Here is a 22,986-nt window from a genome sequence, read left to right as displayed (position 1 = left end):
CGAAATTTTTTCAATTTTGAGGAATAGGACCGAGATGCCGCTCCACAGTCACGCAAAAGCCCTCCCCGGTGCAGGCCGAGGAGGGCTTCGTTGTCATTGTTATCTATGGACGCGGACGCCTCGCGCTACAGCCCGCGAATGCGTACGGCCTCGGGCGGAAACTCCTGCTCGCCGGCATCGGTCTTGATGGTCGCACGACCCCAGATGTCCAGGCCCGCAAATACACCAACAGCAAGCGGCAAGCCGCTGGGCGACACCGCCGCAACTTGGCGACCCAGCAGCGGCACCATGTCGAAGTACTCGCCCAACACGGGGGCCAGCGGACCTGCGGCGCCCTGCGGCGTATTGGCAACAGCCGCCCAGGCGTCCACACGGGTCAGCACGGCGGCAGACAACTCCTCGACCAGCGCTTCGTCGGCCGCATCCACACCGAGCTCGCTCAATGCCGAACGCTCAATATCCACCGTCACGGCACCGAACATGCCCGCAGCACCGGCGCCGCCGTTGACGGTGACGCGCGCGAACGACGTCTCAAACACAGGCGCACCGCACACGATGTCACTCGGCCACTGGATGCCCACCTTGCCGGCAAGGCCCAGGCCCGGCGTCGACGCCGTGCCCGCGAGCGCGTCCATCATGCCCATCGCCGCCACAAACGGCAGGCCGTGGAAGGCATGCATATTCACGTCCGGGCGCACGACCAGCGAAAACGTCAACGACGCCTCGCCCGCGCTCCAAGCGCACCAGCCCGCGGACACACCCTCGCGACCCGCGTCGCGCGCGGCGTCAAGCTCGGTGCCGGCGGCTACAACATTCATCTCAATCATCTACATACGCCCCAATTCGCCCACGATATGGCCCACGCGGTCCTCGGGCTCCTTGACCTCGACACCGTTGTAGCGGAAGAACCGCGCCGGGTCGTGCATCAGATCCTCGAGCGGCACCAGTACAAAGTCGCGCTCGCCAATGAGTGGATGCGGCAGGCGCAGCTTTTTGCCGCCATGGATCTCGCCGTCCATCCACAGCAGGTCCAGGTCGATGGTGCGCGGACCGTTGACCTTGGCCTTCTTGGAGCGGTCGCGCCCCAGCTCAGCCTCGATCTTCATAAGCTCGTCGAGCAGCACCAGCGGCGCCAGCTCGGTCTTGATCTCGATGACGGCGTTGGCAAACGCATCTTGGCGCGTCTCGTAGGCCGGCTCGCTCTCGTAGATGCGCGAGCAGTTGGACACGCAGGTGAGCGGAATCTCGGCGATCATGTCGCGTGCGGCGCGGATGTTGTCGCAACGATGCCCCAGGTTGGAGCCCACGGCCACAAACGCACGGCGCGGCTGCGGCTTGGCGACAGCCCAGTAGCCGTTCAGGAAGTGCGCAAAGCCAGTGACGTCGTGCACGCGCACGATGTTGGCACCGGCCTGGATAGCGCCCAGGCATACGCCAAACGTGGCGGCATCGCGCGCGGCGGCCTCGGTCACGCCCGAGACGGCGCCCACAAAACGCTTGCGCGACACGGCGCACATGAGCGGATAGCCCAGCGACGCCATCTTGGCGGTCTCACGCTGGATGACGATATCCTCGTTGGCCGTCTTGCCAAAGCCCGGGCCGGGATCGATGCAGATGCGGTCGCGCGACACGCCGGCATGGATGAGCGTGCGGGCCTGGTCGGACAGAAAGCCCATGACACGGCGCATGATGGGCGCCGAATCAGGCAGGGTAAAGCGGCGGAGCTGCGAGGTGGGCACGTAGGCTTCCTCGCGGCGGGCACTGCGGCGCATCATGGCTGCCAGGTGGTCATTGGGCTCCGGCGCGGGCTCAGGGGTCGCGACGGCCTCGGCGACAGGGATAGCCTGCTCGGCGGCCGGTGCCTCCTGCTTCTGCTCGTCCGTAGGCTCGGGTGCAGGCTCCGGATCGCCGAACGGCAGCGAGGGCTGCACCACGCCACCCGGGAGCTTTGCCTCCGTCTTGGGCTCGCCCAGCAACTTGCCACGGCGACGGCGGGCAGGCTTCTCGGCCTCGCGCGCAGCCTCGGCGGCCGCCTCGCGCGCCTTTTCGGCAACAAACGCCGCGGCCGAGGTATCGAGCTGCACCGTTGCATGCGCGCGCGTAGGCGCCGCGACCTCACCGGCATGCATCACGATGACGCCGCAGGTGCTCGTCGCGACAAACTCGACCATCTTGGGGTCGGTGAAGCCCGTCACGTCGTTGACGATCGAGGCGCCGCAGCGCACGGCCGCCTTGGCAACCGCCACGTGGCGCGTGTCGATCGAGACGATGGCGCCCTCTTTGGCCAGCGCGCGCACCACGGGCAGCACGCGGCGAGCCTCCTCGTCGGGGTTGACCGGGGTAAATCCGGGGCGCGTGGACTCGCCGCCCACGTCGATGATGTCGGCGCCAGCGTCGAGCATCGCCAGGCCGTACTCGATAGCGGCATCCGGGTCGAAGTGCTCCCCGCCGTCGCTAAACGAATCGGGCGTCACGTTGAGGACGCCCATGATGCGCGGGCGGTCAAAGCTGAGCTCGTACTTTCCGCACCGCCATGTCTTGCTATCGTTCGCCATGAACATCCTCCTAAAATGCCCGCGCCGCCGCGCTCGGGCGCAGGCGGCGGGGTTGCTTTGCAATCAGTCTTTCTATTGTATCCGCGCACACGGGCTAGAACGCAAACGCGGCCGCGATGTCGCAAGAAATCAGCAGGTCGGCATTTGCATCCTGATCGGTGGGAGCAAGATTGCAAATGGCCAGCGTATCGCCGGTAAAGTAGCGCGTAAGGCCCGCCGCCGGATACACCACGAGCGAGGTCCCGCCCACAATGAGGGCATCGGCCGCGGCAATGGCGGCGACGGCGCCGGTCAGCACACGCTCATCGAGCGGCTCCTCGTAGAGCACCACATCGGGCTTAATACGCCCGCCGCACGCAGGACACACGGGCACACCCGCGGCGTCCTCGTGCTCGCGCGAGCAAATCCACTCGGCGCTATAGACCGCGCCGCACGACTGGCAAATGTTGCGATGGACCGATCCGTGCAGCTCGAACACGCGCTGCGAGCCTGCCATCTGATGCAGGCCGTCGATATTTTGCGTCACCACGGCATTTAGCTTGCCGGCGCGCTCCAGCTCGGCCAGCTTGGTGTGGCAGCGGTTGGGCTTAGCGCCAAGCGCGATCATCTTGGTGCGGTAGAAGTCGAAAAACTCGGCCGGGTGCGCCTCGTAAAAGCTATGCGAGAGCATGGTCTCGGGCGGATAGGCAAACTGCTGGTGGTATAGGCCGTCCACGCTGCGGAAATCGGGGATGCCACTCGCCGTGGAAACGCCCGCGCCGCCAAAGAAGACCACGCGCTTGTGGGTGCCGAACAGCTCCGCCAGCGCGGCGGAGGCCTGCTTGGGATCCGTTATCGCCTGCGTCATATGAGTCCTCCGTCCTTGTTGGTCGGATGGCGGCGGGCGCTTGCCCGGCGCGCAGCCTTTGGATCGACACGCGCGGAGCCCACCACCGCCCCTGTTGCGCTAATCTTAAGCCTGCCAACCCCGTCGAAAGGACACCATGCCTCAGACTTACACTTTCGCCTCGTGGAACGTCAACGGCCTGCGCGCCGTGCTCAAAAAGGACCCGAGCTTTATCCAAATCGCGCAAGAACTCGATGTCGATATCTTGGCGCTGCAGGAGACCAAGCTGCAGGAGGGCCAGGTCGATATTGACCTGCCCGGCTATCACCAAACCTGGAGCTACGCCGAGCGTAAAGGCTATTCGGGCACCGCAGTCTTTAGCCGCCAGGAACCGCTGCGCGTGCTACGCGCCGACGCACTGCTGCCCTACGCCGGCGAGGGCGAGGCGGCCGAGCTCGTCGCCCAAGCCGCAACCGAGGGCCGCGTCTGTGCGCTCGAGTTCGACAAGTTTTGGTTCGTGGATGTCTACACGCCCAACGCCCAAAATGAGCTCGCGCGCATCGATGTGCGTATGGCCTGGGACGATGCCTACCGCGGCTTTTTGAACGCGCTCGAGCGCGAGACCGGCAAGCCCGTCGTAACCTGCGGCGACTTTAACGTGGCGCACGAGGAGATCGACCTTAAGAACCCCAAGTCCAACCGCGGCAACGCCGGCTTTTCGGACGAGGAGCGCGGCAAGTTTACCGAGCTGCTCGACGCCGGCTTCACCGATACCTGGCGCGCGGCAAACCCCGACGTCGAGGGCGTCTACAGCTGGTGGAGCTACCGCTTTAATGCCCGTAAGAACAACGCCGGCTGGCGCATCGATTACTTCCTGGTAAGTGATTCAATCGCCGCCGACGTTCGCGACACCGGTATCCGTGGCGACATCTTCGGCAGCGACCACTGTCCCGTCACCCTCACCCTAGAGTTCTAGCCCCAACTGACCCCCTGGGGACGGAGGAAAAGGGATCATCTGACCTCGTCCCCCTATAAGTTGCGGTGAAATAGTTCCTGCTTCGGCCCCAAACAGCCAAACGAGAACTATTCCACCGCAAGTTCGTAAGGGAACGCAGCCAGCCCTACAGTCCGTACTTCACGACGACGCGGTTGATCCGTCGACACCAGGGCCTGTACAGGGCGGCTAAGAACACGCAGGTCGCGAGGCCGTGTGTGATATCGAACGGCACTGCCGTGGCAAGACGCGCCACGGCGCCCGCCCACGTGAGCGGCTGCACAAAACCGATGATGTCGTAGGCGTTGATTACCACGCCGTAGAGCAGGCCCGATGCAAAGCCGTACGCCATCAGCGCCGGCATGCGCGCGGTTCCATCCGCACGGTCGAACGCGCCCGCATGCGCCAGCGCGCCGCCAACATAGCCAACCAGGCCCCAGGCATACATCTGCCATGGCGTCCACATGCCCTGTCCAAAAAAGAAGTTGCTGGTCAGCGCCGCCAGCGCACCGACCATAAAGCCGTTACGACGACCGAGCGTCGCCCCGGCGATAATGGCGATGGCACTCACAGGTTTAAAGTCGGGAATGGGGCCAAACAAGATGCGCCCCGCCGCGGCCAACGCCGCCAAAACCAGCGTTGGCATAATCTGGCGCAGGCCCGGTCGCGACGCCTCGTAGCCCGCAAAGAACAACGCAAGCACCAGCGCCACCACGACAAGCATGGCAAGCGCCGCCTGCTCAACGCCCGCCAGCAACGCCGCGGCCATTACCGCCGGCACCGCCAGCAGCAGTGGGATCTCCAGTTTTGCTAGTAGGCGCGAGACGCGATAATCCGTCATCCCATCACGCCCTGTAGAACACGTTGTCGGCAAAAAAGTCGGTCGGCGGCTCCATGCAGGCAATCTCACCGTCGAATATCATGGCAATGTCATCGGCAACCTGCTCGGCAAAATCCAGGTCGTGCGTGGCCATGATGACGGTGCCGCCAGCCTCTGCATGGTCACGCAGAGCGCGGGCAATGATGCGGCGGCTGGTCAGGTCCAAACCCTTGGTGGGCTCATCGAGCAACAGCAGCTCGGGGCCAATCAGAAGCAGTTTTGCCAACGCAAGCAGTTGACGCTGCCCGCCCGAAAGATCGTACGGGTGGCGCCCATCCAGGCCGTCCAATCCCAGCTGCGCCGCGCGCTCCTGGGCCGCGCCCTCGTCATACCCGCAGGTCGAAGCCCATTCCATCAGCTCATCGCGCACTGTCTCGGCAACCAGCAACGCCTTGGGATTCTGAGGCAGCAGTGCCGTCGAGGCAGCCCCGCGCTCCATATGCCCACGCTGCAACTTGACCGTCTTGGCCAGCACCGAAAGCATTGTCGACTTGCCGCAACCGTTGCCGCCCACAACCGCATGCACCGCGCCTGCCGAAAACGACGCATCGAGTCCGCGCAGCACCCAGCCGGACGCCCGATCGTAGCGAAACCAGCTCCCTGCCAGGGTGGTAGCCGACCCAGCGTGCATTTTTGGGAGAATTCGGCATCCACCGGCGCGCGATGGCGCCCCCGAGTCACCCTGCGGCAGTATTTGCGCCTCAAATTCACCCGATTTGTCCGATTTCAGCCATTTTTCTGCACCCGGAGCGCCCGCGCGCGGGTCCAAAGAGCCCAGCTGGCCACTGGCGCTGCTGAAAACTCCGTTTTTTGCACGCCGCGAGGCACCCCACCCTGACGCCTCGCCAGAAAACAGCTCTTCACGATGCCCCAGGGAGGCAATATCGGCCACCTCGCACACGCGTCCGTCTTCAATCCGATACGCGCACGTCGCGTATTCGAGCATCGGACGTGGCTGATGCGTTGCCACGACAACCGTGCAGCCCAGCTCGCGATTCACGCGGAACAGCGCATGCAGAAAACTCTTCTCGGCAACGGGATCCAGTTGGGACGTGGGCTCGTCGAGCAGCAGCACGCGTGGGCGCAACGCCAGCACAGCCGCCAGCGACAGCAGCTGTTTGCGTCCACCCGAAAGCGTATCGGTATCGCGGTGGAGCCAATCCTCCAACCCAAAGAAATAGCTGGTCTCGGCCACGCGACGGCGCATCTCGTCGCGCGACATGCCTAAGTTTTCCAGACCAAACGCCATCTCGTGCCACACGGCTTCGCACACGATCTGGTTCTCGGGGTCCTGAAACACATAGCCCACGCGCTCCGCGGACGCCCGAACATCCATGTCGGCAACGCTCTCGCCCAGCACGCGCAGCTCGCCAGCGCATTCGCCCGTCGGCGAAATCTCGGGTTTGAGCAGCGAGAGCAACGTTGACTTACCCGACCCCGTACCACCTACCAGCAGCGCAAACGCCCCTTGGGGAACAGACCAGTCGAGCCCGTCGAGCACCGGCGCCTCGGCCCCGGGGTAGGCAAAGCGCAGACCCCGCGCTTCAATCGCCGGCGTATCCGAGCCGCACACCATGCCCGCCATCATGCTTCCGTCCAACCGGGTCATCAGCCAAACCTCTTCTCGTCAATCGCGTGCAGCACACAGGGCAGCGCCATCCAGGCCGCGTATACAACATAGCCCAGCCACGGCGCGGGCACCGAAAGCTGCGGGTAAAACGAATACTGCGTTGTCGCGGTCCATGCCACTGCCACCGCGGCGGCACCAAACAGCGCGAGCTCGACCAGCGCGGCAACGTCGCTGCGTCCCAGTCGATACCGCGCGTACGTCGTACGGCGCGACGCAGCACCCCACCCGCGCGAGCGCATGGCATCCGCGCGCTCAAGCGAATCTTCCATGCCCCAGCCCATCAGCACGCTCGACGCCCGCAGGCGCGATCGCACGGGATCGGCGGGCGCACGCCCCGGCACATCGATCGCGTCCTGCACCGCCAGCACCGTACGGCCGCGGCGCAAAAACTGCGGGATAAGCCGCATACACATCGAGATCATGAGCGCGAGCACCGGCGCGGCGTTGCCCAACAGTGCGAGCACCTTGTCGTATTCGAGCATCGACGCCGCCGCCTCAAACCACAGCACGCTCGCCACAAACAGCCCGCCCATGCACAGGCCGTAAACCATGCTCTCCAGATACACCGCGCGCATGCCAATACGAAACAGCTCCGTCGAGCCCGAGGCGCTAAACAGCGGATTGAGCACCGCGATGATCAAAATCACTGGCAGCTGCCAGCGAAGCGCCCCCAACGTGCGCGCAGCACCGCGCGTCGCAAACCCGTACGCCAACCCACCCGCAAGCGACAGCGCGATCAACACCGGTTGCATCGAGAACATGGTGAGCCCCAACGTCAGCACCATGTAGAGCGCCGGAACTGCCGGATGCGACATCGAAAATGCCCCCACGGGCTCGGCGCCCGAACCCTCTCGTATGTTGTCCATAGGCATCCCCGCCCTCCCGCCAAATCACCGACGCCGAAGCACTGCCGGCACCGCCCGCAAGCAGCGCAAACACCACACCAGCGGCCCAAGCCTCAGCTGCCGCGCATCAATCGTTACGCGCTCATCATATGCCTGCGGTATCATATTGCGCCGTGTATCGTTTCCAAACACACGTCTCTATAACGTAACAGGAGATCACATGGACGCAACCGCAATTATCCTCGCCGCCGGCGAGGGCACCCGCATGAAGTCGAACCACTGCAAGGTTTCGCACAAGATCCTGGGCAAGCCCATGGTTCAGTGGATCGTCGACGCTACCATCAAGGCCGGCTGCAGCCGCGTCGTGGTCGTCATCGGCAGCCATGCCGACGAGATGCGCGCCCTCATCGATGGCGCCTACGCCAACAGCGCCACCAAGGTCGAGTGCATCGAGCAGACCGAGCGCCTGGGCACCGGCCACGCCGTCAAGGTCGCGCTCGAGGCCTGCGGCATCACGCAAGGCCCCGTCGTCGTGCTCAACGGCGACCTGCCGCTCATCACCGCCGACACCGTCGCCAAGTTCGCGCAGACCGTCGCCACCGGCGAGCTCGCCTGCACCGTCATGACCATGACCCCGCCCGATCCCTTTGGCTACGGCCGCATCAAGCTGGGCGCCGATGGTCAGATCGAGCGCATCATCGAGCAGAAGGACTGCACGCCCGAGCAGGCCGCCACGCTGCTGGAGTGCAACGCCGGCTGCTACGCCTTCGACGGCGCGCAGCTTGCCGCCCACATCAACGAGATCGGCAACGACAACGCACAGTCCGAGTACTACCTGCCCGACATGCTCGAAATCCTCAAGGGTCACGGCCAGGCGGTCTCCATCTTCCACTGTGACGACTACCGCGACGGCCTGGGCGTCAACAGCCGCATCCAGCTCGCGCAGCTCACCGCCATCGCGCGCGACCGCATCAACGAGCACTGGATGGCCGAGGGCGTTACCTTCATCGACCCCACGCAGGCCTGGATCGGCCCCGACGCCGTCATCGGCCGCGACACCGTCGTGTGGCCGCAGACGCACCTGATCGGCCACGTCACCGTGGGCGAGGAGTGCCAGCTCGGCCCCAACAGCCGCCTCACCGACACCACCGTCGGCAGCGGCTGCACCATCGATGAGACCATCGCCATCGAGGCCGTCATCGAGAACGGCGTCGACTGCGGCCCGCGCGCCTACCTGCGCCCGGGCACCCACATGCTCGACGGTTCCAAGGCCGGCACGCACGTGGAGATCAAGAAGTCCACGATCGGCGAGGGCTCCAAGGTTCCGCACCTGTCCTACATCGGCGACACCACCATGGGCTCCGGCGTCAACGTGGGCGCGGGCTCCATCACCTGCAACTACGACGGCGTGCACAAGCACAAGACCGTCATCGGCAAGGATGCCTTCATCGGTTCCGACACCATGATGGTCGCGCCCGCCCAGATCGGCGACGGCGCGCTCGTGGCTGCCGGCTCCGTCATCACCGAGCCGGTCCCGGCAGACGCGCTCGGACTGGGCCGCGCCCGTCAGGTAAATATTGAGGGCTGGGCCGCCGATTACCGCCGCCGCCTGCACGAGGACGACGAGGTATAACGTTTTACCAAGCATCTAAGGAGCTGTTCCATGGGGACGGCTCCTTTTTCTATCGTGACCTGCGCGACCGGATGAGTGGTCGGTTCGTGTCCGTTGACGGTAAAGACGTTATCAAGACCCGAATAACCCCGCCGCACGGTTACAATGCAAAAAGGCATCTATATGGCATTCGATGTATAAAGGAGAAGGGTAATGCCGATTAATGATCCCGAGAAGTCGGAGAATATGCGCAAGTCCATCCGCGTGTATTCCGGTTCCTCCAACCGTCCCCTCGCTCAGAAGATCGCTGAGTACCTTGGGGTCGAGCTTTCGGGCCTTACGCTAAAGCAGTTCGCCAATGGTGAGATTTACGCCCGCTACGACGAGACCGTCCGCGGCGCCGACGTCTTCCTGATTCAGTCCGTGGCCGGCGGCAACGTCAACGACATGCTCATGGAGCTGCTCATCGCCACCGACGCTGCCAAGCGCGCATCCGCCCGCTCCATCACCGCCGTTATCACCCACTACGGCTATGCCCGCCAGGACCGCAAGGCCGGCCCGCGCGAGCCCATCACCGCCCGCCTCGTCGCCAACCTGCTCGAGCGCGCCGGCGTCGACCGCATCATCACCCTCGACCTGCACCAGGGTCAGATCCAGGGCTTCTTCGATATCCCGGTTAACCACCTGTCCGCACTGCCGCTGTTTGGCCAGTACTACAACGACATGCACTTCGACACCGACAACCTGGTTGTCGTCTCCCCCGACGTGGGTCGTGCCAAGGCCGCCAAGAAGCTGTCCGACATGCTCGGCTGCGACTTGGCCATCGCCCACAAGGGCCGTCCGCGCCACAACGCCGCCGAGGTCATGGGCATCATCGGTGACATCAAGGGCAAGACCTGCATCATCAACGACGACATGATCGACACCGCTGGCACCCTGTGCGCCAACGTCAAGGAGCTCAAGGCCATGGGCGCCGGCGACATCTACGTCTGCGCCACCCACGGTATCTTCTCCGGTCCGGCCATCGAGCGCCTGAACGACGCCCCGATCGTCGAGTGCGTCGTCACCGACGCCATCCCCGTCGAGGTCGGCGGCAAGATCAAGACCATCTCGGTCGCCGAGGAGTTCGCTCAGGCCATCTCCGCCGTTTACCACGAGGAGCCCGTCTCCACGCTCGTCGGCGGCGACTTCGCGCTGTAATCCAGCGTGCATCGCATCATCTTTGGTGTTTTTAAAGGGTCGGAGGCTCGCTTCCGACCCTTTTTCTACCCCTCGACAACCCGCCATGGACAGTTAGTTCAGATTTGTATTAATTTAGGCATTCGTTTGGGCCATTTAATACGTCGAAAGCGCTCTTGCCGGCATAATTCCGTTCGATCCCTCCGCCTATGGATCTCTTCACCATGCCGTTGGCCCCATTTTGCCCACCGATTCCTTCAACAACGGCAATACGCCCCGGTCGCCTTATACAAATCTGAAATAACTGTCCAACACCCACCTCAGCTGATGCCTCCAAGGCCAGCCCATCGCTCCATTCTCCACTTTTTCAAGGCATTCCACATGATCACGCTACCGCCCGCGGCGCGCGACACCCCTTTGAGCGAAAAGACCGATACGGCAGTATCACTTCGCCAACGGATTAGTACCTTATAGCTATGACGACCGTGATTTCACATCTTTCCGCCCTCCGCGCAATTCGCCGCGCTCGACGGGCGTACTCCGCCCTTCCCTGGGACGTCATCGATGACGAGCAACAGACACAATCCCTCGAAGGTTGCGTTCCCAACAAGGACGCCATAGACTTTGCGGCCCTTGCAATACTTGACGCCTGGAGCGAAGATGACTCCGAGTGTCTAGATCTCTTTGTTGCGGGCGGCAACAACAGACGGCCCGACGGACGGCTCCTCCAGCACACCATCACCGCCCCTCTTCCCCAAGGTGCGATCATGCACATCGAAGCCGACATCTACGTAACGTCCCCCGCCATGACGGCCATGCTTTGTTCCAAAAATGAATCAGTTGCCAAAACCTTGATGCTTCTCATGGAGCTGCTCGGAACCTACTCACTTCCGCCCGAGGCAACTTACCCCATCGCCTACGACGACACATGGCCCAAGGCCAACGGCTTCGAAGCGATGGACGGCCTCGATTGCCAGGGCGACCAACCGACACCCGAAAAGCAAGCCGAAACCCGCTACGAACAGGCACACTACAAATGCGAACCCGCCACAACCATCGAAGAGCTCGAGGCAGTCGCACGATTTGCCAAAAGCAGTTCCTACGCCTCATTTCGTACGGCTGTCAAACTCGCCCGGGCCGGATCCGCATCCCCAGCGGAATCATTGATGTTCGCCGTCCTGGGCGCACCCATGCGCTTTGGCGGATTCGGGTGCTGCAGCTTGCCCATGGGAGGCTTACTGCTCAACTATCGTGTCGATTTCGACACCCTTGCGGTCAACATGTCCTCGGGCATCCCCTACGCCATCTGCGACTTATATTGCCCGGCCGCTGGAGTCGACAACGAATACAACGGAATTGGACATGAGCTTCAAAACGCCCGCATCCACGATGGCAATCGTAACAATGGCCTTAAAGCCATGGGTATCCACGTCCTGGTTATCAATCGTGACCAAATGAAGGACCTTGTTGCACTCGAAGCCTTCGCACAAACGATGCATCGACTCGCGGGAGTCCGATTCCGATATCGCATCAAGGGCTATCGAAAGCGTCAGGCCGCCTGGCTCAACGCCCTGCGGGCCGGAATCGGCCTCGCGCCGGTCTAAAAGACTTTTACCCAGTGTTACCTAGCATGGCTGGACAGTTAGTTCAGATTTGTATAAACAGACGGCTAATATCGAGGTAGTTTGCCGCCATTCCGGCGCCAATCACCTCATTTGAAGACTCGAAAGATCTGAAATAGCGCAAAATGTGCTCTCCAAAGCGCCGTGGCAGTTCCGCGGTCCCAATTTTGGCAGTCGAAGACCTCTTGGTTTATACAAATCTGAACTAACTGTCCACCCCGGCTTCTGACGACTGTCCAACGCCCTCATGCAGCCTCATTCACCCTCCATTTGACAGCAGCAACGGGGTCGCTCACCATAGCAGGCGACAAATCGACGAAAGGAAGCACATGGCAGCTGCACAGCCGCTCAAGATTCGCATGGTTGCCGGACTTGGCAACCCTGGCGATGAGTATGCCGAGACCCGCCACAACGCCGGCTTTAAGGCAATCGACGAGCTGGCCCGTCAGGCCGGCGTCACGTACTGGAAAAACCAGGCCGGTGCCGAGGTCGCGCTCATCAACATCAACGACCCCGAGGAAGAGGGCGGCAAGCGCCAGATTGTGCTGGTCAAGCCACAGTCGTACATGAATACCTCGGGCGGTCCCATCTCCAAGCTCTGCCGCGAGTACAAGATCAAGGCCGAGGAGCTGCTCGTAATCCACGACGAGCTCGACATTCCCGCCGGCGACGTGCGCGTTAAGGTGGGCGGCGGCCATGCTGGCCACAACGGCCTGCGTTCCATCATCGACAAGATGGGCAGCCGCGACTTCAGCCGCATCCGCACCGGCATCGGCAACCCTCCCGGCAAGATGGCCGTCGCTGACTACGTGCTTAAGCAGCTACGCGCCCGCGAGGCCGAGGACTTCCAGGACACCTGCGCCCGCGCGGCCGACGCCGCCGGCCTGGCGATCGTGCACGGCGTGGTCTATGCCCGCGACCATGTCAACGGCGCCGCCTCCGCCAACGGCAAGCACTAAAACCTATCATTTAGGGATAGGTTTATTTTGACAGGTTTTACCTGCGGAAACGCCGCAGTCGACACATCGCAATAAACGCGCTGCCACCATACATGCATAACACCCCAAAGGGGCCGGCCTCAACGAAGCGCGAGGCCGGCCCCCTTTGCCGTTTTACCCGATAAAACTGACCAAAATAAACCTGCCCCTATTTGGTAGGCCAAAGTGGATAAACCCTGCTCCCAACCGCCGAAGACACACGTAAGTGACATGTCCATGAGGGTATAATTTGCACCGTATGTCTGCACAACGCCTGTGCACGTACGGTTTTATTCGGGCTACCGCCCATTTCCGTGGAGGCACGGTTCGGCAGCCCTAACAAGAGAGGGGTTCTATGTATAAGATCCTGGAGAAGACGCAGTTCTCGGAGAAGGTGTTCAAGTTCCGCATCGAGGCGCCCGCAATCGCCAAGCATGCGCACGCTGGACAGTTCCTCATGGTTCGCGCCAACGAGACGGGCGAGCGCGTCCCGTTTACCCTAGCCGGCTGGAACGGTGACGAGGGCTGGGTCGAGTTCATCTTCATGGTGATCGGCAAGACCACCGAAATGCTTTCCACCTACGAGGCCGGCGAGTCGCTGCGCGACGTCGTGGGCCCGCTGGGCGTTCCCACCGAGATGGCTGAGGGCCCCTGTGCCGTCATTGGCGGCGGCGTCGGCCTGGCAATTGCCTTCCCGGTCGCCAAGCACCTGGTCGAGACCGGCCACGAGGTCCACGCCATCATGGGCGCCCGCACCAAGGACCTCCTGCTCATGGAGGACCAGTTCCGTGAGCTCCTCGACGAGGACCACATCCACATCACCACTGACGACGGTTCCTACGGCGAGCAGGGCGTTGTCACCGCTCCGCTGGAGCGCCTGCTGCAGGACAAGGCCGTGAGCCAGGTCTTCTGCGTCGGCCCCGTTCCGATGATGAAGTTCTCGACCCTCACCGCCCAGAAGTACGACACCCCCATCACCGCGTCGCTCAACCCCATCATGGTTGACGGCACCGGTATGTGCGGCTGCTGCCGCGTCGAGGTGGGCGGCGTGACCAAGTTCGCTTGCGTCGACGGCCCCGACTTCGATGCCACCCTGGTCGACTGGGATGACCTTCGTGCCCGCCAGGCCGCTTACCGTTCCGAAGAGGGCGAGTCCCTCAAGGCCTATGAGGAAAAGAGCTGCGCATGCCACTAGTTAACGGTCGTTTCGTTGCCGATATGAAGTCGCCCCGCACCCCCGATAACGAGGAGCCGGCTGCCGAGCGCGCTTGCGACTTCCGCCCCGTCGACAAGGGCTTCACCGAGGAGATGGCGCTGGCCGAGGCCGAGCGCTGCCTCAACTGCAAGAAGCCGTTCTGTGTTGAGGGCTGCCCCGTCAACATCAACATCCCCCGCTTTATCGAGCAGATCCGCGAGAAGGACTTCGGCGGCGCTCTCGATACCATCCGCGAGGACTCCATGCTTCCCGCCATCTGCGGCCGCGTCTGCCCGCAGGAGAACCAGTGCGAGGGCAAGTGCATCCGTGGCAAGAAGTCCGAGCCCGTGGCCATCGGCCAGCTCGAGCGCTTCCTGGGTGACCGCCCCGAGCTCGCCTCCACGCCCAAGATGGCCCCCAAGAACGGCAAGAAGGTTGCCGTCGTCGGCTCCGGCCCGTCCGGCATCACCTGCGCCGGCGAGCTCGCCCGTAACGGTTTTGACGTCACCGTCTTTGAGGCATTCTTCACCGGCGGCGGCGTGCTGGTCTACGGCATCCCCGAGTTCCGTCTGCCCAAGGCAGTCGTCAAGCGCGAGATCGACGGCCTGGAGGACATGGGCGTCAAGTTTGAGTACAACTCCGTCGTGGGCAACATGGCCACGGCCGAGGAGCTGTTCGAGCAGGGCTTCGACGCCATCTACGTGGCGACCGGCGCTGGCCTGCCCAAGTTCCTCAACGTCCCCGGCGAGAACCTGCCCAACGTCTTCTTCGCTAACGAGTACCTCACCCGCGTGAACCTGATGAAGGCCAACAAGTTCCCCGAGTACGACACCCCCACCAAGCATGGCAAGAACGTCGTCGTCTTTGGTGGCGGCAACGTGGCTATGGACGCCGTCCGTACCGCCAAGCGCCTGGGCGCCGAGCACGCCATCATCGCCTACCGTCGTACCGAGGACGAGATGCCCTGCCGTCGCGCCGAGCTGCACCATGCCAAGGCCGAGGGCGTCGAGGTTCTGCCGCTCGTCTCCCCGCTCGAGTTTGTCGCTGGCGAGGACGGCTCCGTGTGCGCCGTCAAGGTCCAGAAGATGGAGCTCGGCGAGCCCGACGAGTCCGGCCGCCGTCGTCCGGTGCCCATCGAGGGCGCCATCGAGGAGATCCCCTGCGACGTCGCGATCTCGGCTATCGGCACCAACGCCAACCCCTTCGCAAAGAAGATCGGCGGCAAGATGGAGCTCAACAAGTGGGGCTACATCGTTGCCGACGAGGAGACCGGCCAGACCACCGATCCCCGCATCTGGGCCGGCGGCGACATCGTCACCGGTGCCGCTACGGTCATTCTGGCGATGGGCGCCGGCAAGAAGGCCGCCGCTTCGATCACCAAGAGCCTGCTGGGCGAGTAATCACCTACAGCGCTAGCCACCAAACGGCAAAGTCCCCGTCGAGCACACGCCCGGCGGGGACTTTTTTCTATGCCAGCCGCCCGACCACCACGATGGGGACAGGCACCTTTGTGGTGGTTGGGGGCCTGGTCGGCAAACCAATTCCAGCGTTTGTCTCAATCTGTAACAGTTAGACCCTGTTGAGCCTTGTAGTTGTTACAGATCAAGATATTGTGCGAACATCCGCCTGTTTGTCTCAATCTGTAACAGTTAGAGACCAAATTCCTCGCTACGTGTTACAGATCGAGACGTTAGGTTGGCGGCCGAGCAGTTCATCTCAATCTGTAACATCTAGAGCCGTTTTGGGCAGCTTGGTGTTACAGATTGAGATCTTGCAAAAGCCGAGAATGGGCGTTGTCGCCAAAACCTAACGCTTGCGACGCTTGGTCGCGGCGATGCCGGCCGCGGCAACGGTTGCGCCGGCGATGCCCAAGGCGGCGACCGTCATCGCGGTGGAGTCACCCGTGCTGGCGAGCTCCGTGCCGCCGGACTTCTTGCCGTTCTCGCCCTTACCCTTGGACTTGTTCGTCGTCACCGTGGTCGTCGTCGAAGTCGAACCGCCCGCAGGTACCCCGGTGCCGCCAGAGCCATCCGCACCGCCGCCCTGCTCGCCGTCGCCAGGCGTCGGCTCGGGCTCTGGCTTCAGACCGGGATCGGGCGTCGGCTCAGGCACCGCCTCATCGGTCACCGTAATCGTAATGTTCAGACGCTCGGAATACTCACTGTACGACATGCCAGGGCGCTGCGCCGCAATGCGCACATACATGTTGCTATCGAGCGCAATGGGCTCGGTGTACTTTACGCGGTCTTCGTCACGGCAGGGACAGGTGTCGTTGGTGGTGTACCAAATCGTCGTGCCATCCTCGGCAGAAAGCTCCAGCTTCGTGCCCTTGGGCACCGTAATGTAGTTCTCCTTGGGCGACCATGCACCAAACGTCGTCGCACCAATCGTCGCCACCGGTCGCGCCGGTCGCACTGCCTCGGCAGACACGCGAACGTCGACCTGCTTGGACAGCGCCGTGCCGCCCACCGCCGCCGTCAACGTCGTCAAACCGGGCAGAGCACCATGCAGCACAAACGTCGCCGCACCGTCCTCGCCCGTCACGGCCTGGGTGGCATCGACAGAGCAGATAGCCGAGGACTCCAGCCCAACACTAACCTTGGCGCCCGCAAACGGCTTGCCCGCCTTATCGGTCACGTGCGCCACCAGCTCAAAGTCACTGCCATCAAGCATGGTCACGGCCTGCTCCACGTTGAGTTTGAGCTTGTCGGCACGAACGCCCACGACAAGCTCGCCACTTGCCCAGCGCGCCATGGCCGTGCCGGCGTAGTTGCGAGCACCGTCGAGCTCAAACGCCACCGTCGAGCCCGCCTCACGCGCATCGGCATAGCGAATACGCAGCACGCGCGATAGCGGCTTGCCATTGGGATCGTCCTGTTTGTCGAGCCACGTATACGTCACGTCGCCCAAGCCCTGCGCGCGCAATGCGACCAGGGCATCGTCGCTCGCATCCATATACTGCGCAAACTCAACCTCGATGCAATCGGTATAGGCATGGGCCGAGGCCACCTCGGGCGCCGCCGTCGACACCAAGCCAATGTTCACCTCAGTCTGAATCGGCGGCACGCGCAGCCAAGCCGAACGCGCCTCCTCATACCCGTCCTTGGTCACGCGCACCTGATACCAGCCGGTCGGCGTATTCCAGTTGTACGCGCCGTCCGCACCCGTTGCAAGCGGATTGTCCTGCTCATACTCCTCGGCATCCCAACGCACCGCATTGGTACCGGCCGCATTGTCGGCGCTCCACAGCTCAACCGTCGCGCCTTCAACCGTATTGGACAGCAGGCCCTCGTACACCACGCCCGCAGGGTCGGGTGCAGCCTTGGCAGCCACATTGCGGTAACGCGCCTCGAAGATCGACTGCATCTTCTCGTCCGAGATCAAGCCGTCCTTGTTGGCTTTGTAGACCTCGGCATCGGTCAGCTCGCCCCAGTTGACCGTAATGCGATTCTGGCACGCGCGCTCCACCTGCTCGCAGGCAACATCGTAGGCGCATTCGGCATTGGTCAGCTTAATCGCGCGCTCCGAACCTACGCTGGTCGAAGCCGCATCATAGGCAGCGCCCACCACGGTACCCGCCGAACCGGCCGTCAGCACGCCGGCGATTGTCATAATGGAGCCCACTGCCACATCGGTGCTATCGTGGCAGAGCTGGCGATACAGCAGATCCTCAAACGCACGCGCCTTCTCCATGGCGTCACGCAGCGCGTAAATGCACTTCCAGTCGTCCTCGGTCTTCTCGGGCTTGGCAAGCAAGCGCGTATGCTGAAGCTCATAGCCCTCGCGCTCGCCCTTCACCTTCTGCATGCGGACGTTCACGTTCTCCCAGTTCTTGCTGGCATCGTTCACGCCGTAAATGCCGGTAAAGATGCCGATGCCCTGGGTCGCCGCGGGAAACGCCTGACCGGCCGCCTTCCACGCGTCGGTCTTAAAGACCTGTCCGAACATCTCGCACTCGATCTTATAGCTCTTGAGCGAACGGATCGTGCGGATGAGCTTCATATGGGCGCTCACGTCGCCGTTGAGCTTCCAGGCCATGAGCCATCCGCGCACCTTGGAGTTGTTGAGGCTATGGACCACATTCCAGTTGTCGTACAGGTTGTCCAGAATGTCGCACTGCATGGCGATCGAGTTAAACAGAAGCGCCTGGTTCTTGTTGTTATTGGAGTTCTCGATAAACTCCGACTCGATATAGGCCGTCTGCTCGCCATCGGGCGCGGCGACCTTAAAGCCCTTGACGGTATCGTCGTCAGCCGCCTTGTAGCTCAGCGAGCTGCCGAGCACCTGGCCCAAATCGTTAAACCCGCTCGTCGACTGGCCGTTGTACTCGCTGGCCTTAATGCCCGCACACTTGTTGAGCGCCGCAGCGGTTGCGTCATTCCAGCTTCCGTATTGGTTGAGCTGGCCGATACCCATCGACTGGCCCACCAGATCCTCGGCCTGCTGGGCAATAAACTCCGCTCGCGATGCATGGTCGACGAGCTCCTTGATGGCGGCCGCATCCGCAGCGTTCGCGCCCTGGGCCGCCGCGAGTTCCTGATACCAATCCTCGCTGGTGCCGTAAGCATCCTCAAAGATCATCTTGTCCACATTGACGCCATAGCTGTCGCCCTGCTGGGTCAGCAGCGCCGACGACCCGCCGACCGCGGCCTTGAGCTCAGCCGCAAACTGCGCGGCCTCGTCGTTGCCAGCACCATCACCCTCGCCGTCGCTGGCGGCAGGGGCGCGACGAGCCTTACGCGCAGCTCCACCTTGGGCTTCATCCTCTTTACCGTCCTTGTCCTCTTCGGCAAACGCATCGGCGACCATCTGGTCAATCGCGTCGTTAAAGGCCTCGTCGACATCATTAAACGAGTTATCCATCATATACTCGTGCCACTGCTGCACGGCATTCGAGAACTCCTGCTGGCGCTCCTCGGCCGCGGCGGAATGCTTTTTGGCCGAAGCTTTGGCGTCAAAACTCAGCATGGTCATAAGCTGGGCATTGGAGATGCGGTAGGTCTGCGGCATAAAGATTTGCTCAAAGTTGCCGCAGTTCACATAGGTCGAGTCATTCGCCTTGTTAAACTCATTAAGCAGCTTAAGGTAACCCTCGTCCACATACTCCGCCGCATAGCGCACGCGGGTGCCCTCGCGCGACTTTTGAGTCAGAGGAATCGTCACCGTCTTGCCACCCACGCAGTCCACGTACAGGTCGAGCGTGTCGGCGGCCTCTTCGTTTCCCACCTCGAGCGTGATGTCAAAGGTCCAGTAGGCATTCTTCTTTTGTGGCAGATGATGGAAGGTCCACAGGCCCTTGCCGGTGTCCTTGCCGTCCTTGACCAGGTTTTGCGTACCGCCACGATACGTCACATCAAAGTTCCAGACCGAAGCACCCGGAACATAGCGCACATAATTGCGAGCCGTCACCTCTGCGGCAGCGGCGGCGACATCGGTCGAGCCCACGCGCGCTTCGAGCGTCACACGCTCGGCGGCAAGCGTATCCTGCGGCAGTTCGTATTCAATCTTGGCACGGCCGAGTTTATTGGTCTTGCCGGTGTACTTTGCAGCCGACGAGCCCGTCCCCACGGTGAGCTGCACGCTCTTGCCCGGCGCTGCATAAACGTAGGCCACATTGCCCAGCAGGCTGTGAACGTCGGTGTTGTCGACCTCGATGCGCGATCCGCTAACCTCAAGCGTGGTGCTTCCCAGCGGCAATGTCACCTCGCCCAGCGTAATAAGCGGCGAGACGGCATAGATGCCCGCGGCCTTAGGCTTAAAGCGCACAAACACATCGGCGCCCGCACTCTTCTTCATATCGAGAACGAGGTTGTCGCCCTCCCAAGTTGTGGCAGCCCACATGGCATCGGAGCTGGCGCCGGCTTCGCGAGCGCCTGCGGACACATCCTCGACGGCATCCTTGGCCAGAGGAATCTCAATCTTGGCAGCCTGGCTGTCCTTGAGCTCGTAATGAATGCGCAGCTCGGTCTCCGCGCCAACGACCGCGGACGAATCAGCGATAACCGAGCCCGCCGTCAGCCCGCGCTCGGCACGATACGTCTCCACGTCAAACGTGGGGACGTCGAGCGTCACGTCGAGCTGCTTGCCGTCCTCAATCTTCACCTGTTTTTGCGCGATATGCTTACCCACAGTCAGCCCTAGGCGGCTAAACGTGGAATAGCTCGTCGCCTGGATGTCGTAGCTCGTCTTGTTAAAGGCGACGATAGTGTACGAACCGGCCTTAAGGCGCGGCGTCTCGGCCTTCATGATAGGCGTGGTGCCATCGTCTTCGTAACCCATCAAATAGGTGACGCCGTCGGCGACCAGCTTGCCGTCGGACGTACGGAACACCAGCACGCGGTTGGCTCCCTGGTAGTCGCCCTTGGTCGTGACCGTCGCCGTGCCCCAAGGCTTCAAGTCGATATCGACCTTGCCGGCCGAAGGCTTCACCGTCGCCGTCGCCCCACCCAGCTTGAGGCTGTCTTTGGGCTCGAGCGTTATCTCCAGATCCTGGTCCGCGTCGGCAATGGCCTGCGACACCACGAGTGCTGTGCCCTGGATACGGAAGTCGTTTTCCTTGTCACCCTTGGCAGGCTTAAGCGTCTTGCCGCCGCTCTTCACCGTCAGATCGATGTTATTGAGACTATCGAGCTCAATGCGTTCGGTCTTATCCTGGCCTGCGACCGGTTCGAGATAGGCCACGTTGAGCTCAATCGCGCGCGAGGCCGGAATCTTGGTAAAGTCCTCCGCCTTTATCTCTCCGATATTCCATGTGCCCGTCATCTGGTCGCCCGGGCGCGCCAGCACCATGTCATAGTAACCGCTGAGCGAAATGCGCAGGGTGGCTGCTGTCTTGGAGAGAGCGTCCGCTGTAAAGCTGCCGTCATCGCCAACCACCAGCGGCGTGGACTGCCCCGCCTGCACGAGTGTAGCCGTCGCGCTCTGGGGAAGTTTGCCCGCGATCTGGGCGGCCTCGCCCATCCACACAAAGGTATAGGCGGGACGCGTTGGGTCGGCCGAGTCCATGCGATCGGCCACGGCATCGGCAAGCTTTTTGACCATCGAGGGGTTGCCAGCCGAATCGGTCGCATAGGCATAGATGGTCTGGCCTTCACTAAAGGGAATCGCATACGTTACGCCATCGATTGTCACGCGCTCATTATAGTCGCCCGGATAGCCCGCCTCACCAAACTGAAGATCGGGGTTCATCACGCGCAGGGCAACGGCATTATGGTTCGTCTCGTTTCCGTATCTCGTGTTCTCAAAAGCTCCCCACTCTATCATTTCCACGCTTTTGGGTAGCACAATCTCTTTGCCGGCAATCGCAGGATCAAGAGAGGCGAACGCGAGCGCCCCGATATATTTAACGCCGTCGCCGATCGTCACCGACGACACATGCGAGCACCCGTCAAAGGCATTGCGCTCAATCCGCTCCACCGTGCCCGGCACATTGATCTGCGTAAAGGTGAGCACTGTTGTGTCCGAGACATAGAACTGTGGCACGCCGCAATAGGCGAATGCAAGATAGTCGATAGTTTTGACCGAAGTCGGCAGCGTTGCCACCACCTTGTCGTCAAGTTGTTCACATTCCTTAAAGGCCTGCTCGGGAATCGTGGTAAAGGCCGCGTTGTTGGGCCAGGTTACCGTTTGGAGCGTCTTGCTTTTGTAGAATGCATAGCTCTTGAGCTCCTCGACCGAATCGGGCAGTGCGATCTCTTTGATGCTGCTGCCGCCCAAGCCTCCAACCGAGCGGACATGCGAATTAGGGGCGAAGGTGATCGATGTGAGCGCAGCGCTTCCCATACCCGTAAGGCTTACGACATTTTTGTCGTCGATGGTCGAGGGCACCTCCAACGTGGTAATGCCCGCGTCGCCATACTCGATAGAAATTTCGTTGGTGAGGCTATCAATCGAGAAGTAGTACTGCGCGGGGGTCTGCTCGCCGGCCACGTAGCCATCGTCGTATTCGTCCTTTACGCCCGTGGCGCCCTTCGAGGTCATCCAGAGCCCAAGATCCTCATTCCAGGTTGCTTCGGCTTCGGCGGTCTCCTCCTGCTTCTGCTGTTCGGCGAGCTCCTTGCCCTCGACAAGATCGGTGGCAAGCGTACCCGCAGGTGTGCTCTCGGTCTGCCCGGCGCCCGTTAGGCCCGCCGCCGATGCAATCTCGGAGGCCGGGGGCGTAGGGGTGTCACCGTTATCGAGCACCGTGGGGTCGGCAGCGCCGGCATCGGGCGCGGGGTCGGCGGAAGCAGAGTCTGACGTTTGGGCGTCAGCCGAATCGGCGGGAGCGGCGTCGGCTGCTTGGCCGTTATCCGTCTGCACAAAAGTGCCGTCGGTGTTGAGGGCCTCAGCAAACGCGCCCGCGGGAAACGAACCCGTCACCATCGCGAGGGTCACCGTGGCAACCGTCAGCCGTCGGCAAAGCGCTCGAGCAGTAGTCCACCTCATGGTCGTTCCTTTCCTGCAAACCAAAAGTCATCCAGCGTAATCGTTGTTCAAAAACAAAGCGAACGGTAGGTTCATATATACGAACCTACCGTTCTACCTGCGCAAACCACCGCAAAGGGGACAGGCACCTTTGCGGTGGTTCTGGACTCGGCCGGCCAGTTTGTCTCGATTTGTAACAGTTAGAGGTCAAATTCCCCGCCTGGTGTTACAGATCGAGACATTAGATTGGCGGCCATTCGGTTCA

At 62.2% G+C, this 22,986-nt stretch carries 14 protein-coding genes; 7 read left to right on the top strand and 7 right to left on the bottom strand.

The window, feature by feature from the left end; translation table 11 throughout:
• Nucleotides 1–125 precede the first annotated feature (125 nt).
• The 3 genes from ACGHEN_RS00305 to ACGHEN_RS00295 all read right to left on the bottom strand — a co-directional run bounded on the left by ACGHEN_RS00305 (nucleotide 126) and on the right by ACGHEN_RS00295 (nucleotide 3,402).
• On the bottom strand, nucleotides 126–827 hold the full coding sequence (locus ACGHEN_RS00305; RefSeq protein WP_250787345.1) for a hypothetical protein: 702 nt from the start codon (nucleotides 825–827) through the stop codon (nucleotides 126–128).
• A complete protein-coding gene (gene folP / locus ACGHEN_RS00300; protein ID WP_390396343.1) occupies nucleotides 828–2,555 on the bottom strand; it encodes a dihydropteroate synthase in 1,728 nt (575 codons plus the stop codon). It abuts the gene before it with no gap.
• Nucleotides 2,556–2,649: 94 nt separating this feature from the next.
• Nucleotides 2,650–3,402 (bottom strand): NAD-dependent protein deacylase, encoded by a 753-nt coding sequence (locus ACGHEN_RS00295; RefSeq protein WP_390396340.1) that lies wholly within the window; start codon nucleotides 3,400–3,402, stop codon nucleotides 2,650–2,652.
• Between the two features lie 136 nt (nucleotides 3,403–3,538).
• Here ACGHEN_RS00295 and ACGHEN_RS00290 point away from each other — a divergent pair, with 136 nt between their 5' ends.
• Nucleotides 3,539–4,357: an exodeoxyribonuclease III gene (locus ACGHEN_RS00290; protein WP_390396337.1), complete on the top strand. Its 819-nt coding sequence runs from the start codon at nucleotides 3,539–3,541 to the stop codon at nucleotides 4,355–4,357.
• 145 nt (nucleotides 4,358–4,502) lie between these two features.
• Here ACGHEN_RS00290 and ACGHEN_RS00285 read toward each other — a convergent pair whose 3' ends face one another.
• Genes ACGHEN_RS00285 through ACGHEN_RS00275 form a run of 3 tightly spaced genes read right to left on the bottom strand, consistent with a single transcriptional unit; the run spans nucleotide 4,503 to nucleotide 7,751 of the window.
• The gene (locus ACGHEN_RS00285) at nucleotides 4,503–5,216 is read right to left on the bottom strand and encodes a DUF6580 family putative transport protein (protein ID WP_390396334.1); all 714 of its coding nucleotides are present in this window, start codon (nucleotides 5,214–5,216) and stop codon (nucleotides 4,503–4,505) included.
• Between the two features lie 4 nt (nucleotides 5,217–5,220).
• Nucleotides 5,221–6,864, bottom strand: coding sequence for an ABC transporter ATP-binding protein (locus ACGHEN_RS00280; RefSeq protein ID WP_390396332.1), 1,644 nt, complete (start codon nucleotides 6,862–6,864; stop codon nucleotides 5,221–5,223).
• Nucleotides 6,864–7,751, bottom strand: coding sequence for an energy-coupling factor transporter transmembrane component T (locus tag ACGHEN_RS00275; RefSeq protein ID WP_390396330.1), 888 nt, complete (start codon nucleotides 7,749–7,751; stop codon nucleotides 6,864–6,866). The genes ACGHEN_RS00280 and ACGHEN_RS00275 overlap by 1 nt, the downstream gene beginning before the upstream one ends.
• Nucleotides 7,752–7,950: 199 nt before the next feature.
• Between ACGHEN_RS00275 and glmU the strand changes: the two genes are divergently transcribed.
• The 6 genes from glmU (at nucleotide 7,951) to gltA (ending at nucleotide 15,715) form a co-directional block, all read left to right on the top strand.
• Nucleotides 7,951–9,363: a bifunctional UDP-N-acetylglucosamine diphosphorylase/glucosamine-1-phosphate N-acetyltransferase GlmU gene (glmU, locus tag ACGHEN_RS00270; RefSeq protein WP_390396328.1), complete on the top strand. Its 1,413-nt coding sequence runs from the start codon at nucleotides 7,951–7,953 to the stop codon at nucleotides 9,361–9,363.
• A gap of 192 nt (nucleotides 9,364–9,555) precedes the next feature.
• Nucleotides 9,556–10,542, top strand: coding sequence for a ribose-phosphate pyrophosphokinase (locus tag ACGHEN_RS00265; RefSeq protein WP_117800059.1), 987 nt, complete (start codon nucleotides 9,556–9,558; stop codon nucleotides 10,540–10,542).
• Nucleotides 10,543–10,997: 455 nt separating this feature from the next.
• Nucleotides 10,998–12,125, top strand: a complete 1,128-nt coding sequence (locus ACGHEN_RS00260; protein ID WP_390396325.1) for a hypothetical protein — start codon at nucleotides 10,998–11,000, stop codon at nucleotides 12,123–12,125.
• 347 nt (nucleotides 12,126–12,472) lie between these two features.
• Entirely contained in the window at nucleotides 12,473–13,102 is a 630-nt protein-coding gene (gene pth, locus ACGHEN_RS00255; RefSeq protein WP_329738821.1) for an aminoacyl-tRNA hydrolase, read from the top strand.
• A gap of 373 nt (nucleotides 13,103–13,475) precedes the next feature.
• Entirely contained in the window at nucleotides 13,476–14,315 is an 840-nt protein-coding gene (locus tag ACGHEN_RS00250; protein WP_006235793.1) for a sulfide/dihydroorotate dehydrogenase-like FAD/NAD-binding protein, read from the top strand.
• Nucleotides 14,306–15,715, top strand: coding sequence for an NADPH-dependent glutamate synthase (gene gltA / locus ACGHEN_RS00245; protein WP_006235794.1), 1,410 nt, complete (start codon nucleotides 14,306–14,308; stop codon nucleotides 15,713–15,715). Before ACGHEN_RS00250 ends, gltA begins: the two co-directional genes overlap by 10 nt.
• A 406-nt stretch (nucleotides 15,716–16,121) precedes the next feature.
• Here the strand turns inward: gltA and ACGHEN_RS00240 are convergent, their stop codons facing one another.
• Entirely contained in the window at nucleotides 16,122–22,742 is a 6,621-nt protein-coding gene (locus tag ACGHEN_RS00240) for a leucine-rich repeat protein (RefSeq protein WP_390396320.1), read from the bottom strand.
• Nucleotides 22,743–22,986: the final 244 nt, after the last annotated feature.

Source organism: Collinsella sp. i06-0019-1H4 (assembly GCF_042849575.1).
Classification (GTDB): domain Bacteria; phylum Actinomycetota; class Coriobacteriia; order Coriobacteriales; family Coriobacteriaceae; genus Collinsella.
This window is presented reverse-complemented; position numbering and strand designations above follow the sequence as displayed.

Coding starts and splice junctions, on each gene's coding strand:
- ACGHEN_RS00305 (WP_250787345.1), bottom strand. CDS start 827: ATGATTGAGATGAATGTTGTAGCCGCCGGCACCGAGCTTGACGCCGCG.
- folP (WP_390396343.1), bottom strand. CDS start 2,555: ATGGCGAACGATAGCAAGACATGGCGGTGCGGAAAGTACGAGCTCAGC.
- ACGHEN_RS00295 (WP_390396340.1), bottom strand. CDS start 3,402: ATGACGCAGGCGATAACGGATCCCAAGCAGGCCTCCGCCGCGCTGGCG.
- ACGHEN_RS00290 (WP_390396337.1), top strand. CDS start 3,539: ATGCCTCAGACTTACACTTTCGCCTCGTGGAACGTCAACGGCCTGCGC.
- ACGHEN_RS00285 (WP_390396334.1), bottom strand. CDS start 5,216: ATGACGGATTATCGCGTCTCGCGCCTACTAGCAAAACTGGAGATCCCA.
- ACGHEN_RS00280 (WP_390396332.1), bottom strand. CDS start 6,864: ATGACCCGGTTGGACGGAAGCATGATGGCGGGCATGGTGTGCGGCTCG.
- ACGHEN_RS00275 (WP_390396330.1), bottom strand. CDS start 7,751: ATGGACAACATACGAGAGGGTTCGGGCGCCGAGCCCGTGGGGGCATTT.
- glmU (WP_390396328.1), top strand. CDS start 7,951: ATGGACGCAACCGCAATTATCCTCGCCGCCGGCGAGGGCACCCGCATG.
- ACGHEN_RS00265 (WP_117800059.1), top strand. CDS start 9,556: ATGCCGATTAATGATCCCGAGAAGTCGGAGAATATGCGCAAGTCCATC.
- ACGHEN_RS00260 (WP_390396325.1), top strand. CDS start 10,998: ATGACGACCGTGATTTCACATCTTTCCGCCCTCCGCGCAATTCGCCGC.
- pth (WP_329738821.1), top strand. CDS start 12,473: ATGGCAGCTGCACAGCCGCTCAAGATTCGCATGGTTGCCGGACTTGGC.
- ACGHEN_RS00250 (WP_006235793.1), top strand. CDS start 13,476: ATGTATAAGATCCTGGAGAAGACGCAGTTCTCGGAGAAGGTGTTCAAG.
- gltA (WP_006235794.1), top strand. CDS start 14,306: ATGCCACTAGTTAACGGTCGTTTCGTTGCCGATATGAAGTCGCCCCGC.
- ACGHEN_RS00240 (WP_390396320.1), bottom strand. CDS start 22,742: ATGAGGTGGACTACTGCTCGAGCGCTTTGCCGACGGCTGACGGTTGCC.